The organism is Streptomyces sp. NPDC051677, from assembly GCF_044453465.1.
Taxonomy (GTDB): Bacteria; Actinomycetota; Actinomycetes; order Streptomycetales; family Streptomycetaceae; genus Streptomyces.
Genome location: NZ_JBITCT010000008.1, coordinates 143,466 through 166,898, shown reverse-complemented (window position 1 = coordinate 166,898; position 23,433 = coordinate 143,466). Strand labels below are relative to the sequence as shown.

Sequence of the window (23,433 nt, the reverse complement as noted above, 5' to 3'; positions counted from 1 at the left end):
CCCGGCCGTGACGCCCCCGGCGGTTGTGCCTCCCGGCCGTGACGCCCCCGGCGGTTGTGCCTCCCGGCCGTGACGCCCCCGGCGGTTGTGCCTCCCGGCCGTGACGCCCCCGGCGGTGGCGCCCCCCGGCCGCGATGCCGCCCGGGCGCGGCACCTCAGCCGTGACGCCCCGGCGGTGGCGCTTTCGGCGGTGGCACCCTCGGCCGTGGTGCCGCTCGGGCGTGACCCCGCCCCGGTCGCGCTGCCCCGGTCGCGTTGCCCCCCGGCCGTGCGCTCGCCCCGGCCGTGGCACACCCCGCTCGTGACAGCGCCCCGGCCGTGCGCTCGCCCTGGCCGTGACACACCCTGCTCGTGCCTCCGCCCCGGCCGTGCCACCGCCCCGGCCGTGACACACCCTGCTCGTGACAGCGCCCCGGCCGTGCGCTCGCCCTGGCCGTGACACACCCTGCTCGTGACAGCGCCCCGGCCGTGCCTCCGCCCCGGCTGGTCAAGGGGCCAGGCGGGGTCAAGGGGGCAGGTGGTCAGGCGGGGTCAGGGGGTCAGGATGATTTTTCCTGGGGTGTGTTTTTGTTCTATTGCGTGGTGGGCTGTGGTGGCTTCGGTCAGGGGGTAGACGCGTTCGACCCTGATCTGTAGGCGGCCTGATTCGATGCGGTCGGTGATCTGCTGCAGCACCTTGCCGGAGGGCTCGGCCGTGACCCAGACGTAGCGCAGGCCGCGGTCGGCGGCCTGCTTCTCGTCTGTTCCGGGGTCGATCGACGCGCCGACGAGCAGGCCGCCGGGCCGCAGCACGTCGAGGGAACGCGGTCCGTACGCGCCGCCGACCAGGTCCAGGACGACGTCCACCGGGGCCACGGCGGTTCGGAAGTCGGTGGCGGTGTAGTCGATCAGTTCGTCGGCGCCGAGCCCGCGCAGGAAGTCGTGGTTGGCCGCCCGCGCGGTGCCGATGACATGGGCTCCGAGCTCCTTGGCGAGCTGGACCGCGACATGGCCGACGCCGCCTGCCGCCGCGTGGATCAGCACCCGGTCGCCGGGCCGGACCCGCGCCAGCACGGTCAGCGCCTGCCAGGCGGTGAACGCGACGAGGGGTACGGCCGCGGCGTGCACCAGGTCCAGGTTCTTGGGCGCGGGCGCCAGCGCGTCGGCCGGTACGGCGGTGAACTCGGCGTACGAGCCATGCCGGGTGACCGCGAGCATCCCGTACACCTCGTCGCCCGGCGCGAACCGTGTCACGCCCTCGCCGACCCGCTCGACGACGCCGGACACGTCGTTGCCCGGCGTCCACGGCAGGGTGACCAGCCCCGGCACCCGGCCGGCCCTGAGGACCGCGTCGCCCGGGTTGACCCCGGCGCCGGCGACCCGCAGCAGCACCTCCCCGGGGCCGGGTTCCGGCACGTCGGTCTCGGTGTGGACGAGCACCTCGGGACCGCCGAACGCGGACTGGACGATGGCGTGCATACGGGCGGACATCAGGGACTCCTCGTCGGCGGGGCGCGATGCGTTCCATCGTCGGCCTGTGCGATGTCCGCGCGGAAGAAGGCACTTGTCTGATATCGAGGTTCTTTATGGATACCGGCTTCGACCTGAGGAAACACGGTGGCGTGGATGTCTTTCTCCGCGACTGCCCGACCCGTGCCGTGCTGGAGTTGATCGCGGGCAAGTGGACCATGCTGGTGCTGGTGGCCCTGGAGGACGGCCGGCCCATGCGGTTCGCCGAACTGCGCCGGCGGCTGGACGGCGTGACGCCGAAGATGCTGACCCAGACCCTGCGCGCGCTGGAGCGCGAGGGTCTGCTGACCCGCAGCGTGTACCCGACCGTGCCGCCGTGTGTGGAGTACCGGCTCACCGGGCTCGGGCAGGAGGTGGGCGGACTGATCCAGAGCATCACCGACTGGTCGCAGGCGAACATCGACGCCATCCGGGCGGCACGCGAGGACTTCGACGAACGGACCGCCCGCCAACCTCCACGGGCGGCCTTCTGAACCGTCCCGGCTCGCCGACGCGAGCGCAAGCACGGCCACCGGGCGACTACTCCACGTATTGTATGGCTACAGTCCGTAGTCCGTGACGCGTGGTTGTGCTGCCCGTCTGTTGCCCGTGGAGGCGATTCATGACTTCTCTGGACCGTCGTGGTGTGCTGAAGGGTCTGACGGTCGCCGCCGGGGCAGCCGTGACCCCTGTGGCGACGGGGTCGCACGCGGTGGCGCGGCCGGCGGCCGGCGCCGCCTTTCCGCAGCCGGAGACGCGCAGGAGACCGCCGTCGGGGAGGCTGGCGACCCGGTTGACCGTCCGGCTCGCCAAGGTGGCGGTGCCCGGGGTCGGCAGCGTGGTCACGCGCACCTACGAAGGGTCGGTCCCAGGGCCGACGCTGCGGGTGCGCCCGGGGGACTTGCTGGAGATCACGCAGGTCAACGCGCTGCCGCCGAACACAGGGAAGCACCAGGACGACGTCAACGTCCCGCATCACTTCAACACCTTCAACCTGCACACGCACGGGATGGAGGTGGATCCCACCGGCGACGCGGACAACGTCTTCCGTGCCTTCGAGCCCGCCGAAACGCCCGGAGGCACCACGACCTACCGCACCAGCATCACCGTCCCGGACAGCCATCCGGCCGGCACTTTCTGGTACCACCCCCACCATCACGGATCCACGGCGACCCAAATGCTCGGCGGCATGGGCGGCGTGATCATCGTCGAGGGCGACATCGACCAGGTGCCCGAGATCGCCGCCGCCAAGGACGTCGTCGTCTGCATCAGCGAACTCAAGGTGTCCGGCGGGCGGGTGCCGGATCTGACGTCGCAGGGCACCTACGACGGCGTCGCCTCGACCTTCCTCGTCAACGGCGCGTTGAACCCCGTGCTGACCATCGCCCCGGGGGAGGTGCAGCGCTGGAGGGTCGTCAACGCCGGGCCGCTCAGCGCTCACTTCCTGAGCTTGGGCGGGCACGAGATGCACCAGATCGCGTGCGACGGCATCACCTTCATGAACCCCGTCGCCACCACCAGTGTGACGCTGTCGATGGGCGGGCGAACCGATCTGCTGATCCGGGGCGGCAAGCCCGGCACCTACAGGTTGACCGGCGGCGGCGCCTCCGGGCCGCTGCTGACGCTCGTCGTCACCGGCGACGCCCGCCCGAAGCCGATGCCGCTGCCGAAAAGCCTGCCCGGCCGGCCCACCGACCTGCCCGAGCCCACCCGCACCCGCGCGCTGACCTTCCGCACCGACGAGAACGTCTTTCCGGGCGCCTTCCCGAACGCCTACCGCATTCTGGGCGACGGCGAGACTCCGCCCGCCGACCCCGCAGCGGGCCGGCACGATCGCGCCTGGGGCCGCTTCTCACCCGACCACGTCAACCAGCGCATCCGCCTGGGCGAGGTCGAGCAGTGGACGGTCGCCAACGACTCCCGCAGCCGCGGCCACGGCCACCACCCCTTCCACCTGCACACCAACCACTTTCTCCTCATCGCCGTCGACAACCGCCGCCTGGCCACACCCGTCTGGCACGACACCGTCGACATCCCGCCCCAGGGCACGGTCACCTTCCTGCTGTGCGCCCAGGACTTCACCGGCCGCGCCATGCTGCACTGCCATCACATCCAGCACGGCGACGAAGGCATGATGCAGATCATCGAGTACGTGCGCTGACGCCGAGGGGCAGCGGGCCGGTCAGAGGAACCGGCCCTTGTGGAACAGCAGCGGCTGCTCGTCCGCGCCGCCGCCCGCCCCCAGGGCGTTCACCCGGCCGACGACGATGAGGTGGTCGCCGCCCGTGTGGACCGCGTGGATCGTGCAGTCGATCCAGGCGAGCGTGCCGGTGAGGCGGGGGGCGCCCGAGACCGGGGCGGCGTCGTGGTCGACGCCCGCGAACTTGTCCGTGCCGCTCCTCGCGAAGGCGCGGCACAACGGCCCCTGCGCCGCGCTCAGCACGTTGACGCAGAAGACGCCCGCGCGGGCGATGCGCGGCCAGGTCGTGGACGTCCGCCCGACCATGAAGGCGACGAGGGGCGGATCGAGGGAGAGCGAGGAGAACGACTGACAGGCGAAGCCCGCGGGCCCGTCCTCGCCGTCGGCGGCAGGCGCCGTCACCACCGTCACACCCGAGGCGAAGCTCCCCAGCACCCGCCGGAACTCACCCTGGTCGACCGGCGCCCGTTCGTCCTCCCGGACGCACCGCAGTTCGGGCCGGGGCAATGCCTCGACCGGCCCTGCCCTCAGGTAACGAACGGCGGCGGCCGCCATCCCCGCATGTCCCATCACACTCCCCATTGAAGCTGACGGTGTGTCAGATGGGAAGGGGTGCGGGGCGCGGGAGGACCCGGTGGTGCGCGTGCGTACGCTGCGGGCATGGGGTGGGAGAACGTACGTACGAAGACGGGGTGGAAGCGGGCGGAACCCGAGGTGGTCGCCGCCATCGCGGCCGGGGCGGCACAGCTCCCGGCCGCCTTTCTCCTGTGGTGGTTCCACAGCCTGGCCGCCGACGCCTACGGCCGCGACTACGGCGGCGGCTTCGGCCTCGCCTGCCTGTTCCTCTTCGCGCCCGTGTACCTGCCGGTGCTGGGCCTGCTGCACGCCTGGACGCACACCCTTCCGGGCGTCATCCTGGCCGACCTCGCCCTGGCCCGACTCCGGTGGCCGCGCTGGGGACGGCATCTGCTGGGTGCCGTGCTGGTCGCACTGGGGTGGGCCGCGGTGACCGGCCTGCTGTGGGACTGGCCGTTCCTCGCCACCGCCCTGGTGCTCGCGGCGCTCGGAGTCCTGCCCGTCCTCGCGATGGCGTACACGCGGCGCAAGGCCCTCCGGAGCACCCGGAGCACCCAGAGCACCCAGAGCACCCGGAGTGCCTGGAGCACCCAGAGCACCCGGAGTGCCTGGAGTACCTGGGGCGTCTGGTGGTGGGCGGGGGTGGGCTCCGTCGCGCTGTGCGTGCTCGCCTTCGCGGGCGCGGCCCTGGCCGACGCCACGGGCCTGATCGAGGAGTACGAGCCTCCGGAGCTGTCCGCCGCGCAGGTCGCCGGTGTCTGGCGCGGCGACGGCGGGGCGGAGCTGCGGCTCCTGCCGGGCGGACGGGCCGAGTTGGCGAGGACGCCCGCCGAGGGCGAGTTCGGGTCGGGCGAGGACATGGCCGTGTGCGACGGCGTCGGCGCCTGGACGTATGCGACGGAAGGACCGTACGAGGCTCGGGGACGGGTCGTCGTACGCCTGAGCGCCGGCAGCGGCACGGGCAGCGGCTGTGGGGAGGAGACGACCTGGAGGGTCAGCGGGACGGATCGTGCGCCCGAGTTGTTCGTGATCTTCGGGGACCCGGACGGCGGGGAGCTGCGGATTCTGAAGCGGGCCGCCGCCCGGTAGGCGTCAGCGGCCCCTGAACTCGGCCGCTCGCCGCTCGACGAAGCTTGCCACTCCCTCTCCTGCGTCCGCTGTCGTCATGTTGATCTCCTGGGCGGTGGCCTCGGCGGTGAAGGCGGCAGTGCGGTCCGTGTCGAGGGAGGCGTTGACGAGTTGCTTGGTGAGGGCCAGGGCTCGGGTGGGGCCCGCGGCCAGGCGGGTCGCCCACGCGCGGGCCGTCTTGTCCAGCTCCCCGTCCGGGACGACGCGGTTGACCAGGCCCAGACGTTCGGCGTCCGGCGCGGTGAGCGCGTCGCCGAAGAACATCAGTTCCTTGGCGCGCTGGGGGCCGATCAGGCGGGGGAGGAGGTAGGCGCCGCCGGCGTCGGGGACCAGGCCGCGGCGGACGAACACCTCGATGAAGCGGGCCGACTCGGCCGCCAGGACCAGGTCGCAGGCGAACGCGAGGTGAGCCCCCAGGCCGGCCGCCGTGCCGTTGACCGCCGCTGTCACCGGTTTCTCGCAGTCCAGGACGGCGGAGATCAGGCGCTGGGCGCCGAGGCGCAGGGTGCGGGCCACGTCGCCGGCCACGCGTTCGCCCGCCGTGGAGCCGCCTCGCAGGTCCGCTCCCGCGCAGAAGCCGCGGCCGGCGCCGGTGAGGACCACCGCCCGGACGTCCGGGTCGGCCGAGGCGTCCGCGAAGAGGCCGATCAGGTGGTCGCGCATGTCGGGCGTGAGGGCGTTGAGGGTCTCGGGGCGGTTGAGGGTGATGTGGGTGACCTGGCGGTCGGTCGTCTTCTCTATCCACGGCTCGGGCACGGGCCTGCTCCGTTCTCGCGCGGGCCGGTCACGTGCGGGCCGGTCACGTGCGGGCGGGCCACGTGCGGGTCGGCCACGTGCGGGTCGGCCACGTGCGGGTCGGCCACGTGCATCTCGTCCGCGACGGCGCTCCTCACCGGCACACCGCCAGGGCGTCCAATGCCACCGCTCCCTGGCCCCAGGGCAGAACCACCAGCGGGTTGATGTCGAGCTCGGCGAGGTCGTCGCCGAGTTCCAGGGCCATGCGCTGGACGCGCAGGACGACCTCGACGAGGGCGTCCAGGTCGGACGGCGGGCGGCCGCGGACGCCGTCCAGGATGGCTCGGCCGCGCAGTTCGGCGAGCATGGCGCGGGCCTGGTCCTCGCCGAACGGCGGGACACGGACGGCGACGTCGTGCAGGACCTCCACCAGGACGCCGCCGAGGCCGACCGTCACCGTCGGGCCGAACAGGTCGTCGTGGGTCACGCCGACGACCATCTCCACGCCCCGCTCGACCATCTGGCACACCAGGACGCCGTCCAGGTCCACGCCCTCGTAGCGGGCGATGTCGGTCAACTCGCGGTAGGCGTCGCGTACTTGGCTGGCCGAGGTGAGGCCGATCTTCACCAGGCCCAGCTCGGTCTTGTGGGCGATCTGCCCGCCGGACGCCTTCATCACCACCGGGTAGCCGACGAGGCCCGCCGCCCGTACGGCCGCCGCCGCGCTGGTCACCAACTGCTCGCGCGGGACCCGGATGCCGTACGCCCGCAGCAGTTGCTTCGCCGCATGCTCGCTGAGCTGTTGGCCCGGCCGCATCAGCAGTTGCGCCTTGCGGAAGGACGGGGACGGGGTGCGCGGGGCCTGGTCGAACGGGGAGTGGTAGTCGCTCACGAAGCGGTGGTGGTCGAGGTGGGCGCGGACGGCCGTGATGCAGCCCGCGAGGGTGCGGAAGGTCGCCACCCGGGAGGAGCCCAACAGCACGTCGCGGTACGCCTGTTCCGTGCCCACCGGGGAGCCCCAGACCACGCACACCAGTTTGTCCGTCCGCTCCGCCGCGTCCACCAGGTCCTGGACCAGGCGGTCGCTCAGGGGCGGGAACGGGCCGGTGATCGGGCAGATGAGGACGCCGACCGCCGGGTCGTCGAGGATCGCGTCGATGATCTTCCGGCCGCGCCAGTCGCCCACCGGGTGGCCGCCGTTGTCGACCGGGTTCGCCACGTTCAGGTACTCGGGGATCCACTGGTGCAGCTCGGCCTGCTTCGCGGGCGACAGGGGCGGCAGGCGCAGGCCCGCCGCCGTCGCCAGGTCGGCCGCGTGCGCGCCGGTGCCGCCCGAGATGGAGTAGACGACGACGCCGTCCGCCTGCGGGGGACGGGCCCGTGCCAACAGGGCTGCGGTGTCCTGGAGTTCGTCCAGGCCGTCGACGCGGATCACGCCGTACTGGCGCATCGCGGCGTCGACGACCTCGTCCGCGCCGGTCAGCTTGCCGGTGTGGGAGGCGGCGGTGCGGGCGCCGGTCTCGGTGCGGCCCACCTTGACCGCGACGACCGGCACCCCGCGCCGGGCCGCCCGGTCGGCGGCGAGGAGGAAGGACCGGCCGTCCTTCAGCCCCTCCACGTAGCAGGCGATCGCGCCGACCTCCGGGCGCTCGGCGAAGTAGGAGAGGAAGTCGGCGGTCTCCAGGTCGGCCTCGTTGCCGGTCGGCGCCCAGTGGGAGAGGCGGATGCCGAGCTCCTGCAGGGCGAAGACGGGGCGGCCCTGGTGGCCGGACTGGGTGATGAGGGCGATCGACGGGCCGCTGAGGTCGTCCCGGAAGCGTTCGAAGGCGTTGAGGTTGGTGTTGGGTCCGAGCAGTCGTAGGCCGCTGCCGGACCGGCCGGAGCGGGCGACCGCCGCCGCGAGGCGTTGCTGCGCGAGCGCGCCCTCCTCGCCCGTCTCGGCGAACCCGGACGCGAAGACGACCGCGAACCTCACCTTCGTCTCGGCGAGTTCCTCGATCACCGGCAGCGGGTCGGCGACCAGCAGCACCGCCAGGTCGACCTGCTCGGGCAGCTCGGCGACGGACGGGAAGCAGGGCAGGCCGAAGACGCTCTCGCGGGTGGGGTGCACGGGATGCAGCCGCGCCCCCACCCGCTCGGCCCAGTCCACCAGTTGCCGGGTGACACCGGTGTTCGGGCGTCCTTCGGCGTCCGAGGCGCCGACGACCGCGACCGACTCGGGCCGGAAGAACCGGTCCAGGTCGGGCACGGCCGCGTAGAGCGGGCGGCCGCTGACGTCGAGGTCGTCGACGTCGCCCGGCCGGCCGTGGACGGCGGGCCCGGGCTGCTCGCCGCACGCGATGACCCGGGCCCGGCGGGAGTCGGTGGTGAGGGTGCCGTGGGTTGATCCAAGCATCGGTCCGCCCCGCTCCTGTGCGACTGTCATGGATGACTGCCATGAGTGACTGCCATAGGTGACCGTCAAGTAACTGACGCTCTGTCAGATTACAGAACTGACGGGATGTCAGGAATGGGCGTGCACACAGAAAGGAACGGACCTGCGCGGGCCGCCGCCCGCGGCGCCGCCTGCGGGGCGCCGTCTACAGCGCCGCCAGCACCTCCTTCGCCACCCGCTCGCCCGACCGCACGGCTCCGTCCATGAAGCCCATCCAGTGGACGGACGTCTCCGTCCCGGCCCAGTGGATCCCGCCGACGGGCGCACGCAGCGCCGGACCGTACTGCGTCAGGACGCCGGGCGCGGCGATGGAGACGGGGCCGCCGCGGGTGTAGGCCTCGTTGTTCCAGCGTTGCAGCACGAAGGAGGTGGGGGAGGCCGCTTTCTCGCCGAAGTACCTGACGTAGTCCTTCAGGACGGCCGCCCTGACCTCCGCCTCGCTCGCCGCGTCGTACGCCCGTGCCTCGTCCGCCTCGATGAAGCCCATCAGCGCGCCGTAGGAGGCGTCGGGCGGCGAGTTGTCGAAGGTGGAGCTGACCACTCCGGTGTCGCTGACGACCTGGCCGTTGAGGCCGTCGGCGCGCCAGAACGGGGTGTCGTAGATCGCGATCGCCTTGCCGACCGAGGCCATCGGCAGGCGCTGCATGAGTTGGTCGCGGGCGGCCGGCAGGAGCGGGTCGTACGTGATGCGGGCGGCCAGCGGCGGGGGTACGGCGACCACGACCCGCTTGGCGGTGACGGTGATGCCGTCGGCCGTCACGACGTACTTGCCGCCGGACCTGGTGACCGTGCGCACCGGCGCGTTCAGCGCCACCCGGTCGCCGAGCGTGCCGGCGAGCTTGATCGGCACCTGCTGGGAGCCGCCGACGAAGCGTTGTTCCTGGGCGCCGTTCGCGGTCTCGGTGAGGCGTTCCAGGGTGCCGGGGGTCGTCTCGTTGCCGGCGGCGGCGATGTAGAAGAGGACGAACAGGAGGGAGAGTTCCCGGGGTTCGGCCGAGAAGATCGAGGTGCAGGCCACGTCCAGGAGGAACTTCGCCGACGGGATGACGGCGTTGGCGCGCAGCCAGGACTCGAAGGTCTGCCGGTCCCACTCCTCGGCCTTGGCGGCGGTCCAGGGCGCGTCGACCGGCACCTGCTTGGCCATGTCGTCCAGCGAGGCCTGCACGATCGCGGCGTTGGCGAGCCCGGCCGCGTCGATGGGCGGGACCGAGCCGAGGATGCCGTCGGTGGCGTACGGGGTCTTCTTGCCGTCCTTGTAGAGGAGGTTCTTGCCGGTGTTGTAGGTGGGGAAGGTGCCCACGCCGAGGGAGTCGGCGAGCGCCTTGATGCGGTCCTGGGTGGGGCCGATGAACTCGCCGCCGCCCTCGGTGACCCCGCCGTTCGCGAGGCCGAGGTTCACGACCCGGCCGCCGACGCGGTCACGGGCCTCCAGGACGGTGACCGTCTTCCCGGCGGCGACCAGGTCGCGGGCCGTGGTGAGGCCGGCGAGTCCGCCGCCGACGATCACGACGTCGACGTCCCGGCTGGCGGCCGTGGTGGCCGTGGTGGCCGCGGACGCCGGGGTGGCGGCGGCGGTCGCGGTGAGGGCGGTGGCGCCGGCGGCCACGGCGGCGGTGCGGCCCAGCAGGGAGCGGCGGGACAGGCCGGGGGCGTTGCCGGGGGCGTTGCTGGGGGTGCTGCTGGGGGAGTGCTGTCTTTCACTTGCCACGTGCGTCCTCCGTCGAGCTTCGAGAGCGAGAGGGGTGGAGTCGGAGAATGGAGCCAGAAAGATGAACAGGGCTCACATTCTGGCTCCGTGCGAGGGCGCGCCACAACGCTCTCGGCACATCTGACACACGTGTAACTGGCAGAGGAATTAACGGAGTTACCGGGAGTAACGGGTGGTCACCGAAGTTGGCGGCGGACGGCCTTCGCGATCTTCTCCGCGTCGATCGCCAGCTCGCGCAGCGTTCCGCTGATGGGGGTGGTGAAGCCCGTGAAGTACAGGCCGGGGGCGTCCTTCGGGGCGCGGGCGCCGTGGGCCACGGGTCTCCCGCGGTCGTCGAGCACGCCGAGGTGGCCGACCAGGCCCTCCAGGGCGCGGACGTATCCGGTGGCGGCGACGACGGCCTCCGGCGAGATCCGGGTGCCGTCGGCGAGCGCGATCTTGCCGCCGTCCTCGAAGCCCTCCACGGCGGCCACGATCTCCACCTTGCCCTTGCGGACGGCGTCGATCAGACCGACGTCCTGCACCGGGATGGCGCCGTCCTTGACGCGGGAGTACAGACCCGTGTCCGGGCGGGGCAGGCCGTGCGCCGACAGGTCCGGCACGCTGAGCTTCGCCATGGGCCGCGCGAGCCGGTCGACGAGCCGGACCGGCAGCCGTCGTACCAGGACGGCCGTGTACTGCGCGGCCCAGCCGGCCGTCGAACGCCGCACGATGTGCGGGACCGTGCGCACGGACAGCCGCACCCGGGCCGCACCGCTCTCCACCAGGTCGACGGCGATCTCCGCGCCGGTGTTGCCGACGCCGACGACGAGGACGTCCCGTCCGGCGTACTCCTTGCCGCTGCGGTAGGCGGCGGCGTGCGCGAGGTCACCGGTGAACGTCTCGCGGCCGGGCCAGTCCGGCAGGAGCGGGGTGTGGTTGTAGCCGGTGGCGACGACGACCGCCGAGCCGACCAGCTCGCGTCCGCCGGTGGCGTGCAGCAGCCAGCCGGCGCCGTCCGGGGTGCGCTCGACCCGCGTGACCTCGACGCCGGTGACGAGCTCCAGCTCGTGGACCTCGGCGTACTTCTCCAGGTACCGCACCACGTCGTCGCGGGCCGCCCAACGGCCGAACCGGCGCGGCATCTTCAGCCCCGGCAGGGCGGAGAGGCGGCGGGTGGTGTGCAGATGCAGCCGGTCGTAGTGGCGCCGCCAGGACGCGCCGACCCCGTCGGCCTTCTCCACGACGACGGCGCGTATGCCCTGGGCACGCAGCGCATATGCGGTGGCGAGACCGCCGGGGCCGCCGCCGATGACGTAGACGGGGCGGTCGGCCGGGTTCGCGGTGGTGATCGTCCGGGGGGCCGGGCGCGGTGCGGAGTCTTCCATGAGCGCGAGCGTAATCACGTGCGCGATTGATGGGTCTCGGTCAAGAGGGGAATTGGTTGCGGATCGATCACGTGTGGGGGAGGTGTGGGTGGGGCTTGTGACGTAGGCCACCTGGTTGTGCGCGAAGGGAAAAGACGGCGGGCCGGGGGCGGCAAGGGCGCGACGGCCGGGAGGGACGCGTGGCGGGCCGGGAGGGACGCGTGGCGGGCCGGGAGGGACGCGTGGCGGGCCGGGAAGGGGGCGACGCCCGGCCCGGGTGTGTTCGGGCCAGGCGTCGTGGGCGGAGGCGTCGGTGACTTATGACGGGAAACGGACACCACCGCGTTCAGGGTGCCTGCCGGAGGGGCCGGGAGGCGCGGGGACGACTACTTCTTGACCTTGGTCTTGTGGCCGGTCACCTTGGCGATCCAGGTGATGAAGTCGCCGGGGTCGGTGTTGGCGCCGTGGCCCTCGTCCCAGTAGTAGAGGTGGTTGACGTCGTCGCCGAGGCCGTTCGCGGCGGCGGCGAGGTTGGCCGAGACCGTCAGCGAGGTGTCGGAGTCCTTCGTGCCGAGGCGGATCCACCAGTGCTTGCTGCGGCCCGCGTTGGGCTTGCCGGTCAGGAAGTGCATCGGGTTCATCAGCCGCAGCACCTCGGGGATGTCGCTGTCGAGGCGCTTGGCGGTGACCCCGGTGGTGTCGTTCTTCAGGCCGTACGCCGTGAAGTGACGGGTGATCGTGGCGCCCTTGCCGAACAGGTTGTTCTCGCCCGTCGACAGGTCGAAGGCGTCGAAGGCCGGGGTGGTCTTCTTGCGCGCGCCCACGTGGGTGAGGAAGTCCGCCCAGGAGAACGTGGCCTTGCCGTTCTTCCAGGTGATGAAGGTGTTGGCGGCGAGGTAGGTAGCGCGGTCGGCGTCCGAGAGGGCGGTGAGGTAGGCGGTGGCCGACGGCTCCAGATACTGCTTGACCAGGTACTCGTCGTAGTTGCGGGCGTTGAGCGCGCCGAAGCGGTTCAGGCCCTTGAGCTTCAGCCCGGCCTGGTACTCGGCGAACTGCGACCGGAGGGCCTTCGACACGGTCTGGTCGACCTGCGTGCCGGTCTTGAGGGCGTTGCCGCCCCAGTTCCACTCGTAGGCGCCGTCGGCGTGCTCCAGGTCGGTGATCGGACACCAGGCGCCGGTCGCGAAGATCGCGTCGGAGGCGTCGGCCGCGCCGAGCTCCTTGAGGTACCTGTCGTAGAGCGGGCTGTCGCCGGACGCGCCGAGGAGCGCGGACACGGCGCCGCCCGCACTGGTGCCGGCGGAGACGATCCGGTCGGTGTCGCCGGGGATACGGCCCTTGTTGGCCCGTATGTACCGCACGGCGGCCTTGAGGTCGACGATCACCGCGGGAGCCACGCCGTAGTACTCACCGGCGGAGTTCTTGAGGGTGCGGCCGCGGGCACCGGGCTCGATGACGACGTATCCCGCGCCCAGGGCCAGGTACTGGTTGGTGTTGAGGGCGCCGCCGTTGGCGTTGGTGTTCCCGTTGGCGCCGGGGGCCGAGGGGGATGCGGATGCGGATGCGGATGCGCTGGGCGCGGGGTCGGCGGAGGTCGTGCCGCCGCCGGCGCCGCCGCCCATGCCGCCGCCGACGGGAGCGCCGGACGCGCCGACCCCGGTGGCTTCCGTGACCGTGGACGGCATGTAGCCGCCGACGGTGTTCGCGAGCAGGATCGGCGCGTCGCTCGCGTCGACCGCCGTGCCGTCGATCTCGACCGGCACGCTGACGTTCAGGCTCTGGTACTTCTCGTCGACCGGGTTGGCGACGTAGGTGATCGCCTTCCAGAAGTGGTACTTCACGGTGTGCTCGTCGCCGTCGGTGTCCGTGACCGTCGCCGTCAGCTCCGTGTAGCCGTCGGGGGCGAAGACCAGGGGGCCCGAGGCGGACGACGCGGAGGACGAGGCCGACGTGGACGAGGTGCCGTCGGACGCCTGCGCGTTCAGGGCGATGCCGCCCACTGCCGCGACGCCCGCGGTGGCGCCGAGCCCCAAGACGACCGACCTGCGCTTGACTGCCCTGTGCTTCACGATGCTGCCCCTCTGCGGATGGCGTGCTGACTGACGTGCCGACTGGCGTGCTGACTGGCTTGTGGTTGCGAACGTAAGTTGTGGCCGACAAAATCGTCAACAATCTGCGGGGCATTCACGGGGGACGCACAGGTTCACGGCAGGCGCACAGGCTTCTCTCATGCGAAAGGCGCGGGGTTCCCGGATCCCATTGTCTGACGTACCGTCAGATCTATGACGGCACAGCGCTACGACGTCCCCGAGGCCGACGCCTTCACCCGCGCCTACTGGGACGCGGCCGCCGAGGGCCGGCTCCTGATCCGGCGCTGCGGGGCCTGCGCCCGGGCCCACCACTACCCCCGGGAGTTCTGCCCGCACTGCTGGAGCGAGGACGTGACCTGGGAGGACGCGAGCGGCCTGGCCACCCTCTACACCTGGTCCGTCGTCCACCGCAACGACCTGCCGCCCTTCGGGCAGCGGACGCCGTACGTCGCGGCGGTGGTCGACCTGGCGGAGGGGCCGCGCATGTCCACGGAGGTGGTGGGGGCCGACCCCGGGGGGCTGCGGGCGGGGCTGGAACTGACCGTCGCGTTCCGCGAAGGGGCGCCGGTGTTCCGGCCCGCGACCTGAAACACCGGGTGTTCAATGGCCGGATGACCGACATACGTGAGCCGCACCCGGCCCCCCTCGTCACCGGTCTCCACGGCCACGGACTGACCCTGCGGCCCTGGGACCCGGAGTCCGCCACCGATGTGGACGCCTGGCTGCGCGGGCACCTCGACCCCGCCTTCCGGCGCTGGAACACCCCGCTGCGGACGATCACCGACACCGCCGGCGCCCGGGAAGCCCTGAAAGCGGTGAAGGCCAGGAGCGTGGACGGCGCGGCCGGGAGCTCCATGTCGTATTGCGTCACGGACAGCGCCGACGGCACGATCCTCGGGCAGATCGCCGTCCACACGATCGACCGCGTGCTGAGCGTCGCCAGAGTCGGCTACTGGGTTCTGCCGGAGGCGCGCGGCCGGCATGTCGCGACCCGTTCCCTGCTGCTCGCTTCGCGCTGGGCGTTCACCGAGGTCGGCCTGCACCGCCTGGAGTTGGGCCACGCGCTCGGCCACGAAGCCTCCTGCCGGGTCGCCGAGCGCTGCGGGTTCCGGTACGAGGGGACCCTGCGCGGCGCGATGTGGGAATCGGCCCGCCGCGACGCGTTCCGTGACGTCCACCTGCACGGACGCCTCGCGACGGACCCGGAGCCGGAGTTGGAGCTGAAGACGGCGACGGACCCGGAGCCGGAGGCGCCGTGAACGCGGCGTAATCCGGAGGCGGTCACCGGCGCCCGGGCGCGACCATGAGGGCATGCGACGCCCCGACGACTGGCATCTCACCCACGACCTCGACGCGTTCCTCGACCGCGCCGGTGACTTCCTGCACTCCCGCCCCGCCCTGCACACGGTCCCGCTGACCGTGACCGAGGGTCTGCGGCGCAGGGGCCTGCACGTGTACGGCGACGGGGATCCCCTCTTCGGCACGCTGGACTCGGGGGACGGCGGGATCCGCGCCGTGTTCTTCCGCACGCCCCCGCACCGGATCTATCCCACCTCCCTGACGGCGGAGGAGGCCGACGCCCTGGCAGCGAGGCTGGCTTCCCTCGGGCACCACCTGCCCGGCGTGTCCGCCGACCGCGACACCGCGGCCGCCTTCGCGCAGGCGTGGCAGCGGCGGACAGGTGCCGAGCCGCACTTGTACGAACGCCAACGCCTCTACCGCTTGGGTGAGTTGACGTCCCCGAAGCCGTCCCCTCCCGGCCGTGCGCGGGTCGCCACCGCGGCCGACCGCGCCCGACTGGTCCGGTGGTACGCCGAGTTCATGGACCAGGTCGGCGCGGGTGCCGCCCAGGACAGCGGAGCCTGGGCCGACTCCCGGATCGCCTACGGCGGAATCACCCTCTGGGAGACACCCGACGGCGCCCCCGTCGCCATGGCCGGTGTCACCCCGGAGGTGGCCGGCCAGATCAGGGTGGCCCCCGTCTACACCCCGGCCGAGCTGCGGGGCCGCGGCTACGCGGGCGCGGCGACGGCCGAGGTGAGCCGCGCTGCGCTGGCCTCGGGCGCGGCGGAGGTCCTCCTCTTCACCGACCTGGCGAACCCGACGAGCAACGGCCTCTACCAACGGATCGGCTACCGGCCGGTGGCGGACTTCGCGGTGTACGAGTTCCCGTGCTTGCCTACAGCAGGTGGTCCGCCTTGCCTGCCTTGATTTCGAGGATGAGGGCGCGGAGAGCGTCGTGGGTGTCGGTGAGGGGGTTCTCTTCCTGCCCGGCGACGGCGATGTAGGCGTTGCCGGTGGGGTCGGTGCCTATGCGGAAGCAGTTGGCGCCTTCGGCGCAGTAGGGCTCTTCCCAGGTGATCTGGTTCATGGGGGGCTCCTCAGAGGTGGCTGGCGATGTTGCGCATGAAGTCGCGTGACTCAGCGGACGGCAGTGATGCCGCTTCCATCCAGTCAAGGTGCGCGCGGTATTTGTCGAGTTGGGACTGACCGTGCAGGAACTCGGGTCCGTGGGCCGAGTCGAGTTCCACGGTGTCGAGTTGAGGCACCGGTCCTCCCGCATAGATCACGGCTTGCCCGGCTCCGGGGAAGGCCCCGGCCCGGAACGGGATCACCTGTACCTCGATGTTCTCCAGCTCGGACAGCTCACAGAGGCGTTCGAGCTGAGCACGCATGATCTTGACGCCGCCGAACTCGACGCGCAGGGCGGCCTCGTGCACGTATCCGACGTAGGTGACGGAGTTGTCGCGGTGCAGCACCTGCTGGCGTTGCATGCGCAGGGCCACGCGAAGTTCGACCTCACCCGGCGACAGGGGAGGCAGGGCGGCGGCGAAGAGTGTGCGGGCGTAGGCGTCGGTCTGGAGGAGACCCGGAACGTGCATGGCCAGGCCCGCCCGTATGTGCCGGGCGTGCCATTCCAACTCCGCGATGTCCATGAGGGCTGCGGGGAGTTGACCCCGGTAGGTGTCCCACCAGCCGCGCGTGTTGTCGGCGGCCATGTCGGCCAGCGCGTCGACGTACGCGTGGTCGCGGCATTCGTAGTTGCAGGCGAGGGTTCGTAGACGTTCCGGCGTGATGATCCGGACGCCGGCCTCGATGTTGGAGATCTTCGTCCGGTCGGTCCCGAGGACCCCTGCGGCGTACTCCGTGGTCACCTGTGCTGCGAGACGCATTTTTCGCAGCTCGGCGCCCAGTCGCTTCTGGCGCTCGCTGGGTGTTGCCCTTGGCGGCATGTGTCAGTTCCTCCAGTGGTCGCGGCGTCAGTCTGCCCCTTTTTCGCTGCACCGGTCCACCCGTATTGGTGGCAAGTCCGTTGATTCGGTGGCAATTTTCCACGCGCTTCCCCTACAGTCTGCAACAGGTCGACCACAGAGCCGTTACAGCCGTCCCGGAAGCGCATCACGCGTGTCCGCCCGTCGTCTCCTCCCCTGGGAGGGGTGGGCCCGCGTCAGGGTGACAGGCCACCGGGGTCTTCAACCTTCCCCACGCACAAGGGAGTTGCCGTGCATTTCGATATCGCGTCCTGCCAGTCCCCGACCCTCGCCCCCGTCGACGCCCCCTTCTCGCCGGCCCGCCCGGAGGCCCTCGCCTACAGCCTCACGCTGCCCGCCACCCCACGAAGTCCCGGTATCGCCCGCGCGGCAACCCGTACGATCCTCCACGCGCACGACCTCGCCGAGGCCACCGACGCGACCGTGCAGGTCGTGAGCGAACTGGCCGCCTGTGCCTGCCGTTTCTCCTCCACGGCCAACGTGTACGTGTCCATCCGCTACCGCGACGAAGCTTTGCGCGTCACCCTCTACGACGGCCACCCCCGCCACGCCCACGCCCGCCTGGGCGCCGCCTGCGACCTGTCCCGACGCGTGTCCCTGCGCGTGCTGGACCGCGTCGTGCGAACGTGCTGCGGGGACTGGGGGATCGGCGGCGGCCGTGAACCGGGCGGCGGCACCCGCATGTGGGCGGTACTGCCACGCGCGGGAGCCTGCGACTACCTGCGCGAGCGACGCTCGTCGAGGTGACGTCGTCAAGGCGACGGCGGGCTGCCGAGGGTCATGTCGAGCCTCCGGAGGTCGTCGCCGAGCGGGAGCAGATTCGGCTGGCGCTCGCCTTGGGGCAGCTGGTGCACGATCGTCGCGTGGCCCTCGGGCTGACTCAGGCAGGGCTGGGCGAGCGCCTTGGGATGGCCTCCGGTGACGTGGAGACCATCGAGCTCGGCGGGATGCTGCCGCTCACGGCGGACCTGCTGGTCAGACTGGCGGCGGCGCTGGATGTCACCGTGGACCTGCGTGTCGTCTCCGACGGGCACAACACGGTGGCGTTCGAGGAACGCGCTGCCTGACCGTACGGACGTGTGCGCACGTCGCTCAAGGCCAGAGCAGTTCCCTGGCCCAGCTTCCTGCAGCCTCCCGCCGGTATGCCAGTCGTACGTGCCGCCGCCGCGCGTCGCCCTGGAAGAACTCCACCGTGTCCGGTCGCAGGCGGTAGAGGGTCCAGGAGGGGGCCTGCGACTTCGGTTCCCTCGCGGCCTGTTCCCAGGCCTCCGCCGATGCCGCCGCCAACTCCTCCATCGAGCCCAGCACTTCACTCTGCCGTCCGGTCAGCGCAGCGGCCAGCGCGCCCGTCGAGCGGACGTGCAGGTCGGTCTGCGCCTCCTCGGCCGGAGCCACGGCGACCGGGCCGCGGACACGGATCTGGCGTCCCTGCACCGGCCAGTAGAAGGTGAGCGCGGCGTAGGGGCGGGCGGCGAGGTGGCGGCCCTTGCGGCTGGTCGCGTGGGTCGCGAAGGCCCAGCCGTGGGCGTCGGCGCCGTGCAGCATCACGATGCGGCCGTCGGGCAGACCCTCCTCGTCCGACGTCGACAGCGTCATCGTGTGCGGCTCGGTCTCACCGGCCGCCACGGCGTCCGCGAACCACTCCATGAAGAGGGGGAGGGGGTCCTCGGGGGCGGTCGTCGGGTCGAAGGGCGGCAGGTTCGTCGTCTCCGGGTCCCAGACCCGCAGCGACTTGAGCAGCTCATGAAGATCGGTAGCCATGCTCCGAGTATCAGGTCAGTGCCGGGCGAACTGGACCCGGGTCGGCTGCACCGTCTCCGGGCGGACGGCGATCCCCTCGACCGTCAGTTGTTCCCCGTAGATGTCGGTGAGCCTGATCGTTCCGCCGCATCCGCGGCCCTGCTCGGAGAGGAAGTAGTTGTACCCGGTGCGGGGCAGCGCGAGCCAGGAGCCGTTCGCGCGGACCTCCAGACGGGCCAGCGGGTTGCGGTGGCCGATCGCCTGGATGCCGCACCAGTACTGGGTGGAGCCGGTCTTGTAGCGGATCGAGATCGTGTCGGACGTGGCCGGGCTCAGCAGGCTCCACGTGATCGGGATCCGGCCCGCCGAGAGGGGAGCGAGCTTCGCGAACGCCTGTCGGCTCAGGTCGAGTTGGCCCGGCTGGCAGGGTGCCGGGCATTCGTTGGTGATCCGCACCGTGATGGACGCCCCGCCCGTCGCACGGACCAGGACGTACGCGCCGCACGCCTTCGACGTCTCGTAGTCCGCCGTGTTCATCGCCGCGGTCATGACGTCCGAGGTCGGGCCGTAGGAGCAGGAGCCGTCGCCGTTTCCGATGTCGTAGGAGGTGGCGATGCCCTGGTAGCTGGTGCCGGGCTGGATGCGCCCGGCCTGCGGGGCCGAGCCGGACGCCGTCCGGGCGGCGGGCGCGGCAGGCGCGGCGGGCTTGGCCGCGGGCCGCTTGGACTTGGACGGGGTGGCGGAGGGCGACGTCGTCCCGCCGGCCGTCGGGCTAGTCGTCGCAGACGCCGTCGAAGGCGTCGGTGACGCGGATGCCGCCGTGTCCGCCGCGGCCGTCGGCGACCCGCTCGCCTCAGCGCCGGCCACCGGCTTGACCGTGCCCGCCCCGCCGTCGCCCCCGCCGTCGGGGCGGAAGGCCACGACCAGCGACACGACGAGCGCTACGGCCGCCACGGCGACCACGGTCACCATGGGGACGCGGCCCGTGCGCCTCTCGGGGCGGCGCTCTGGGCGGCGGGATCGTCGGTGCGAGGAGGATGCCACGGATGAATCCTTACGCGGTTCGGCGGAGCACGTCCGGCAAACGAGACTTCCGGAGACGGGAGCCACCGGCGTCGGAATCCCCCGGGGGCGGAAGCTTCCGACCTGTCAGTGGCCGCCGAACCCGGAAAGGTTGCCGGTCATCCCGTCCGACGCCTTCGTCTCACGTTGCGTCGCGGTGGGTGAGGCGGCCGTCGGTGAGGTGCCAGTAGTGCTGGTGGGGGGTCAGGCGCCAGGTCTCGTCGGCGGTGATCGCACCCTCGATCCATCGCAGAAGCTGGGGGAGGGCCTGTGAGCGCAGAACAGCGCGGGTGGCGGCCCGTTCGGCGGCGGCGACCGGGTGGACGTCAATACGGACGCCGACCGTGTCCGGGTGGACGCCACGGCCGTAGTTGCGGGGGAGTGGAGCGACCCATGCGGCGCCCAGGACGATGGTGCCGCTGTCGTGCCCGGTGAGGAACTCCAGGTCCGTGACGTGGGCCATGGCGGCGCCGAGACACTCGTTGACGTCGGTGGTGGTCAGGGGCCAGGCGCGGTGCCTGGGCAGTCTTCGGTTTCGTGCGGACATGGGGAGAAGACTGGCAGGAGCGTCCGGCCGGGACTCTGTGCGGGTGGGAGCCGTCGCGGAGTTCGGTTCCGCCTCTGTTCCGGTTCAGTCCCGGCCCAGTACCACCGTCCCCGACGAGCAGAACCACCCCCCGGTCCCGGACGCCACCCCCAGGCGGGGCAAGCCGCCGTCCGCCGCACGCACCTGTCGGGCCCCCGCCTCACCCCGCAGCTGCCGTACCGCCTCCACCAGCAGGAACAGGCCCCGCATCCCGGGGTGTTGGGCCGACAGGCCGCCGCCGTCCGTGTTCACGGGCAGTTCCCCGCCCACGGCCCGTAGCCGGCCCTTCTCGACGAACGCGCCGCCCTCGCCCTTCTCGCAGAAGCCCAGGTCCTCCAGGGTCACCAGCGTCATGTAGGTGAACGCGTCGTAGATCTCGGCGAAGTCCATCTCCTGCGGGCCCGCCCCCGCCCGCTCGAACGCCAGCCGGCCGCTCACCGCCGCCGGGGAGACGGTGAAGTCGTCCCACTCGGACATCGAGGCGTGCGAGACGTGCTCTCCCGTCCCGAGGATCCACACCGGGGCCGTGCGGCAGTCGGGTGCGTACTCCTCGGCCGCCAGCAGCAGCGCCGCGCCGCCGTCGGAGCGCAGACAGCAGTGGAGCTTCGTGAACGGGTCGGCGATCATCGGGCCCGACAGAACGTCGTCGACCGTGATCGGGTCGCGGAACATCGCCTCGGGGTTCATGGCCGCGTTCGCCCTCGCCTGGACCGCGACCTCCGCCAACTGCTCGATCGTCGTGCCGTATTGGAGCATGTGGCGGCGGGCGGCCATTGCGTACTTGGCGATGAGCGTGTGGCCGTAGGGGACCTCGAACTGGAGCGGGCCGCGTCCGCCGAAGGCGAAGGTGCCGGTGCGGCGGCCCGCCCTGATGTCCGCGCGGGGCGTCGAGCCGTAGGCCAGGAGCACCGCGTCGGCGTGGCCCGCGGCGATCGCGTCGGCCGCGTGGGCCGCCATGACCTCCCAGGTCGCGCCGCCCACCGAGGTGGAGTCGACCCAGGTGGGGTGCAGGCCCAGGTAGTCGGCCAGTTCGACGGGGGCGAGCGTGCCGAGGCCCGCAGAGGCGAAGCCGTCCACCCGCGAACGCTCCAGTCCCGCGTCCGCGAGGGCGCGGCGGGCCGCCTGGGCGTGCAGGGCGTACGGGGTCGCCTCGTCCACCCGCCCGCAGTCGGAGAGCGCTGCGCCCACCACCGCCACCTTCCGGCTTCCCGCGGCCATGAGGGGCCACCTCCCTCTTCCCTCTGTGCATCTCGTTCCCGGACTCCTAATATGACGGACCGTCAGATGCGGAGGGAAGTGCCATGGACCCCAACTTCACCGCCGAACAGGGCGAGATCCGGCGCACACTGCGCGAACTCCTCCACAAACGCTGCGGCCCGCACGATCTGCGGGCGGCCCTCGACACCCCCGACGGCCACGATCCCGCCCTCTGGACCGCCCTCGCCGAACAGCTCGGCCTGCCCGGCCTCGCCCTCCCCGAGCAGTACGGCGGTGTCGGCTGCCCCCGCGCCGACCTCGCGCTCGCCGCCGAGGAGACCGGCCGGGCCCTCGCGCCCTCCCCGCTCCTGGCGACCTCCGTCCTCACCGCGCCCCTGATCCTCGCCCTCGGCTCCGACGCCCAGCGCGCCGGCCTGCTGCCCCGGATCTGCGACGGCGCCCTGACCGTCGCCCTCGCCGTCCCGGCGCCCGCCCTCGCCACCGCCCTCGCCCTGACCGGCCCGGGCGGCGGCGACTGGTCCGGCGGCGGGCGGGCGGGGGGCGTCCAGGCCCGCCGTGCGGGGAGCGGCTGGCGGCTGTACGGGGAGGCCGTGCAAGTGCTCGACGGGCACAGCGCCGAACTGCTGGTCGTCGCCGCGCACACCGGGGGGTTCGCACGGTCGCGCACCCTGCTGTTCCTGGTGGCGGGGGCCGCCGCCGGACTCGTACGGACCCGGCAGACGGCACTGGACGCGACCCGTCCGCAAGGGCGGGTCCAACTCCGGGAGGTGCACGCCGAGTTGCTCGGCGAGGAGGCGGCGGCGGATGTTCCGGCGGCGCTGGCCCGCGTCGGTGACTTCGCCGCCGCGTTCCTCGCCTGCGAGGCCGTCGGGGCCGCCGACCGGGCGCTGGAACGGACCGTCGAGCACCTCAAGCAGCGCGAGCAGTTCGGGCGGGCGATCGGGTCCTTCCAGGCGGTGCAGCACCGGCTGGCGGACGTGTACGTCCAGATCCAGGCGGCCCGGTCCGCCGCCTACTACGCCGCCTGGGCAGCAGGCCAGGACGGCCAGGACGGGCAGGACGGGCAGGGCGGGCAGGGCGGTGAGGACGGTCCTGGCGGGCCGGGCGGCAGGGACGGTCACGGCGAGCGGGTCGGGGGGCTCGCCCTCGCTCAGGCGCTGGAAGCGCTGCGTTGCGCCGCCGCCGAGGGCGTCCAGTTGCACGGTGGCATCGGGTTCACCTGGGAGCACGAGGCGCACCTGTACTTCAAACGGGCCGCCGGAGACGAGCTGCTGTTCGGGCCCGTGCACCGGCTCCGCGCCCATGCCGCCGGGCAGGCCCGGCTCTTCGAGCGGGCGGAGGTGTCGGTGTGATCGGCGTCCGACTGGTGCAGAAGGTGTCCTCGACGCGGGCGTTCGCGAAAGTCGCCCCGCATGTCGTCCCCGCCCTCGACCGGGCCGTCCACCGCCTGACCCGGGGGAAGGTGCTGCTCAGCGCGCAGATGCTGCCGGGGGTGATCCTGACCTCCACGGGGGCGAGGAGCGGGCAGTCGCGCCGGACGCCGTTGGCCTGCATGCCCGAGGAGGGCGGCGGGAGCTGGGTTCTGATCGGCTCCAACTTCGGCCGCACCGGGCATCCCGCCTGGACCGCCAACCTGCTCGCCCACCCCGACGCCGAGATCAACTGGAAGGGCACGGACGTCCCGGTGACGGCCGTGCTGCTGACGGGAGAGGAACGGGCGGCCGTCTGGAAGGAACTGCTGGCGTTCTGGCCGCCGTACGCGACGTATCAGGCGCGCGTGGAGCGGGAGATCCGGCTGTTCCGGATTTTCCCCAGAAGCAGCTAGGACAGGCCCTGGCGGGCGGGCCTCG

General features: G+C 72.2%; 23 protein-coding genes. 10 read left to right on the top strand and 13 right to left on the bottom strand.

Annotation, left to right across the window (positions count from 1 at the left end; translation table 11 throughout):
• Positions 1 to 531: 531 nt before the first annotated feature.
• Entirely contained in the window at positions 532 to 1,470 is a 939-nt protein-coding gene (locus ACIBAF_RS12120; protein ID WP_399463081.1) for an NADP-dependent oxidoreductase, read from the bottom strand.
• A 95-nt stretch (positions 1,471 to 1,565) separates the two neighbouring features.
• Between ACIBAF_RS12120 and ACIBAF_RS12115 the strand changes: the two genes are divergently transcribed.
• Together ACIBAF_RS12115 and ACIBAF_RS12110 are read left to right on the top strand one after the other, a co-directional pair.
• Positions 1,566 to 1,982, top strand: coding sequence for a winged helix-turn-helix transcriptional regulator (locus tag ACIBAF_RS12115; protein ID WP_399463080.1), 417 nt, complete (start codon positions 1,566 to 1,568; stop codon positions 1,980 to 1,982).
• A 128-nt stretch (positions 1,983 to 2,110) separates the two neighbouring features.
• Entirely contained in the window at positions 2,111 to 3,649 is a 1,539-nt protein-coding gene (locus ACIBAF_RS12110; RefSeq protein WP_399463079.1) for a multicopper oxidase family protein, read from the top strand.
• A 21-nt stretch (positions 3,650 to 3,670) separates the two neighbouring features.
• Here ACIBAF_RS12110 and ACIBAF_RS12105 read toward each other — a convergent pair whose 3' ends face one another.
• On the bottom strand, positions 3,671 to 4,258 hold the full coding sequence (locus ACIBAF_RS12105; RefSeq protein WP_399463078.1) for a flavin reductase family protein: 588 nt from the start codon (positions 4,256 to 4,258) through the stop codon (positions 3,671 to 3,673).
• 90 nt (positions 4,259 to 4,348) lie between these two features.
• Here ACIBAF_RS12105 and ACIBAF_RS12100 point away from each other — a divergent pair, with 90 nt between their 5' ends.
• The gene (locus tag ACIBAF_RS12100; RefSeq protein WP_399463077.1) at positions 4,349 to 5,353 is read left to right on the top strand and encodes a hypothetical protein; all 1,005 of its coding nucleotides are present in this window, start codon (positions 4,349 to 4,351) and stop codon (positions 5,351 to 5,353) included.
• A gap of 3 nt (positions 5,354 to 5,356) precedes the next feature.
• Here ACIBAF_RS12100 and ACIBAF_RS12095 read toward each other — a convergent pair whose 3' ends face one another.
• The 5 genes from ACIBAF_RS12095 to ACIBAF_RS12075 all read right to left on the bottom strand — a co-directional run bounded on the left by ACIBAF_RS12095 (position 5,357) and on the right by ACIBAF_RS12075 (position 13,684).
• Positions 5,357 to 6,148 (bottom strand): enoyl-CoA hydratase/isomerase family protein, encoded by a 792-nt coding sequence (locus ACIBAF_RS12095; protein WP_399463076.1) that lies wholly within the window; start codon positions 6,146 to 6,148, stop codon positions 5,357 to 5,359.
• A 133-nt stretch (positions 6,149 to 6,281) separates the two neighbouring features.
• The gene (locus ACIBAF_RS12090; RefSeq protein ID WP_399463075.1) at positions 6,282 to 8,522 is read right to left on the bottom strand and encodes an acetate--CoA ligase family protein; all 2,241 of its coding nucleotides are present in this window, start codon (positions 8,520 to 8,522) and stop codon (positions 6,282 to 6,284) included.
• 184 nt (positions 8,523 to 8,706) lie between these two features.
• Complete coding sequence (locus ACIBAF_RS12085) at positions 8,707 to 10,269, bottom strand: flavin monoamine oxidase family protein (protein WP_399463074.1); 1,563 nt, start codon at positions 10,267 to 10,269, stop codon at positions 8,707 to 8,709.
• A 176-nt stretch (positions 10,270 to 10,445) separates the two neighbouring features.
• Complete coding sequence (locus tag ACIBAF_RS12080) at positions 10,446 to 11,636, bottom strand: flavin-containing monooxygenase (RefSeq protein ID WP_399463073.1); 1,191 nt, start codon at positions 11,634 to 11,636, stop codon at positions 10,446 to 10,448.
• 365 nt (positions 11,637 to 12,001) lie between these two features.
• Positions 12,002 to 13,684, bottom strand: a complete 1,683-nt coding sequence (locus ACIBAF_RS12075) for a subtype B tannase (RefSeq protein ID WP_399463072.1) — start codon at positions 13,682 to 13,684, stop codon at positions 12,002 to 12,004.
• A 213-nt stretch (positions 13,685 to 13,897) separates the two neighbouring features.
• Here ACIBAF_RS12075 and ACIBAF_RS12070 point away from each other — a divergent pair, with 213 nt between their 5' ends.
• The 3 genes from ACIBAF_RS12070 to ACIBAF_RS12060 are packed head-to-tail and all read left to right on the top strand — an operon-like array spanning position 13,898 to position 15,916.
• Positions 13,898 to 14,293, top strand: a complete 396-nt coding sequence (locus tag ACIBAF_RS12070; RefSeq protein WP_399463071.1) for a Zn-ribbon domain-containing OB-fold protein — start codon at positions 13,898 to 13,900, stop codon at positions 14,291 to 14,293.
• A gap of 23 nt (positions 14,294 to 14,316) precedes the next feature.
• A complete protein-coding gene (locus ACIBAF_RS12065; RefSeq protein ID WP_399463070.1) occupies positions 14,317 to 14,964 on the top strand; it encodes a GNAT family N-acetyltransferase in 648 nt (215 codons plus the stop codon).
• Between the two features lie 52 nt (positions 14,965 to 15,016).
• Positions 15,017 to 15,916 carry a GNAT family N-acetyltransferase gene (locus ACIBAF_RS12060; RefSeq protein ID WP_399463069.1) on the top strand — a complete coding sequence of 300 codons (900 nt, stop codon included), beginning with the start codon at positions 15,017 to 15,019 and terminating at the stop codon, positions 15,914 to 15,916.
• Here ACIBAF_RS12060 and ACIBAF_RS12055 read toward each other — a convergent pair.
• The gene (locus ACIBAF_RS12055; protein ID WP_399463068.1) at positions 15,885 to 16,076 is read right to left on the bottom strand and encodes a hypothetical protein; all 192 of its coding nucleotides are present in this window, start codon (positions 16,074 to 16,076) and stop codon (positions 15,885 to 15,887) included. The genes ACIBAF_RS12060 and ACIBAF_RS12055 overlap by 32 nt on opposite strands.
• Positions 16,077 to 16,086: 10 nt before the next feature.
• Entirely contained in the window at positions 16,087 to 16,938 is an 852-nt protein-coding gene (locus ACIBAF_RS12050) for a Scr1 family TA system antitoxin-like transcriptional regulator (RefSeq protein ID WP_399463067.1), read from the bottom strand.
• Positions 16,939 to 17,208: 270 nt separating this feature from the next.
• Between ACIBAF_RS12050 and ACIBAF_RS12045 the strand changes: the two genes are divergently transcribed.
• Both ACIBAF_RS12045 and ACIBAF_RS12040 read left to right on the top strand, forming a co-directional pair.
• Positions 17,209 to 17,724, top strand: coding sequence for an ATP-binding protein (locus ACIBAF_RS12045; RefSeq protein ID WP_399463066.1), 516 nt, complete (start codon positions 17,209 to 17,211; stop codon positions 17,722 to 17,724).
• A complete protein-coding gene (locus ACIBAF_RS12040; RefSeq protein WP_399463065.1) occupies positions 17,721 to 18,044 on the top strand; it encodes a helix-turn-helix domain-containing protein in 324 nt (107 codons plus the stop codon). The genes ACIBAF_RS12045 and ACIBAF_RS12040 overlap by 4 nt, the downstream gene beginning before the upstream one ends.
• A gap of 25 nt (positions 18,045 to 18,069) precedes the next feature.
• Here ACIBAF_RS12040 and ACIBAF_RS12035 read toward each other — a convergent pair whose 3' ends face one another.
• The 4 genes from ACIBAF_RS12035 to ACIBAF_RS12020 form a co-directional block, all read right to left on the bottom strand.
• Entirely contained in the window at positions 18,070 to 18,738 is a 669-nt protein-coding gene (locus ACIBAF_RS12035; protein WP_399463064.1) for a pyridoxal 5'-phosphate synthase, read from the bottom strand.
• A gap of 15 nt (positions 18,739 to 18,753) precedes the next feature.
• The gene (locus tag ACIBAF_RS12030; RefSeq protein WP_399463063.1) at positions 18,754 to 19,761 is read right to left on the bottom strand and encodes an expansin EXLX1 family cellulose-binding protein; all 1,008 of its coding nucleotides are present in this window, start codon (positions 19,759 to 19,761) and stop codon (positions 18,754 to 18,756) included.
• Between the two features lie 160 nt (positions 19,762 to 19,921).
• Positions 19,922 to 20,326: a hypothetical protein gene (locus ACIBAF_RS12025; RefSeq protein ID WP_399463062.1), complete on the bottom strand. Its 405-nt coding sequence runs from the start codon at positions 20,324 to 20,326 to the stop codon at positions 19,922 to 19,924.
• An 84-nt stretch (positions 20,327 to 20,410) separates the two neighbouring features.
• On the bottom strand, positions 20,411 to 21,583 hold the full coding sequence (locus ACIBAF_RS12020) for a thiolase C-terminal domain-containing protein (RefSeq protein ID WP_399463061.1): 1,173 nt from the start codon (positions 21,581 to 21,583) through the stop codon (positions 20,411 to 20,413).
• Between the two features lie 83 nt (positions 21,584 to 21,666).
• On the opposite strand from ACIBAF_RS12020, the gene ACIBAF_RS12015 reads away from it, so the two are divergent.
• Complete coding sequence (locus ACIBAF_RS12015; protein ID WP_399463060.1) at positions 21,667 to 22,935, top strand: acyl-CoA dehydrogenase family protein; 1,269 nt, start codon at positions 21,667 to 21,669, stop codon at positions 22,933 to 22,935.
• Positions 22,932 to 23,408, top strand: coding sequence for a nitroreductase/quinone reductase family protein (locus tag ACIBAF_RS12010; protein ID WP_399463059.1), 477 nt, complete (start codon positions 22,932 to 22,934; stop codon positions 23,406 to 23,408). Before ACIBAF_RS12015 ends, ACIBAF_RS12010 begins: the two co-directional genes overlap by 4 nt.
• Positions 23,409 to 23,433 lie beyond the last annotated feature (25 nt).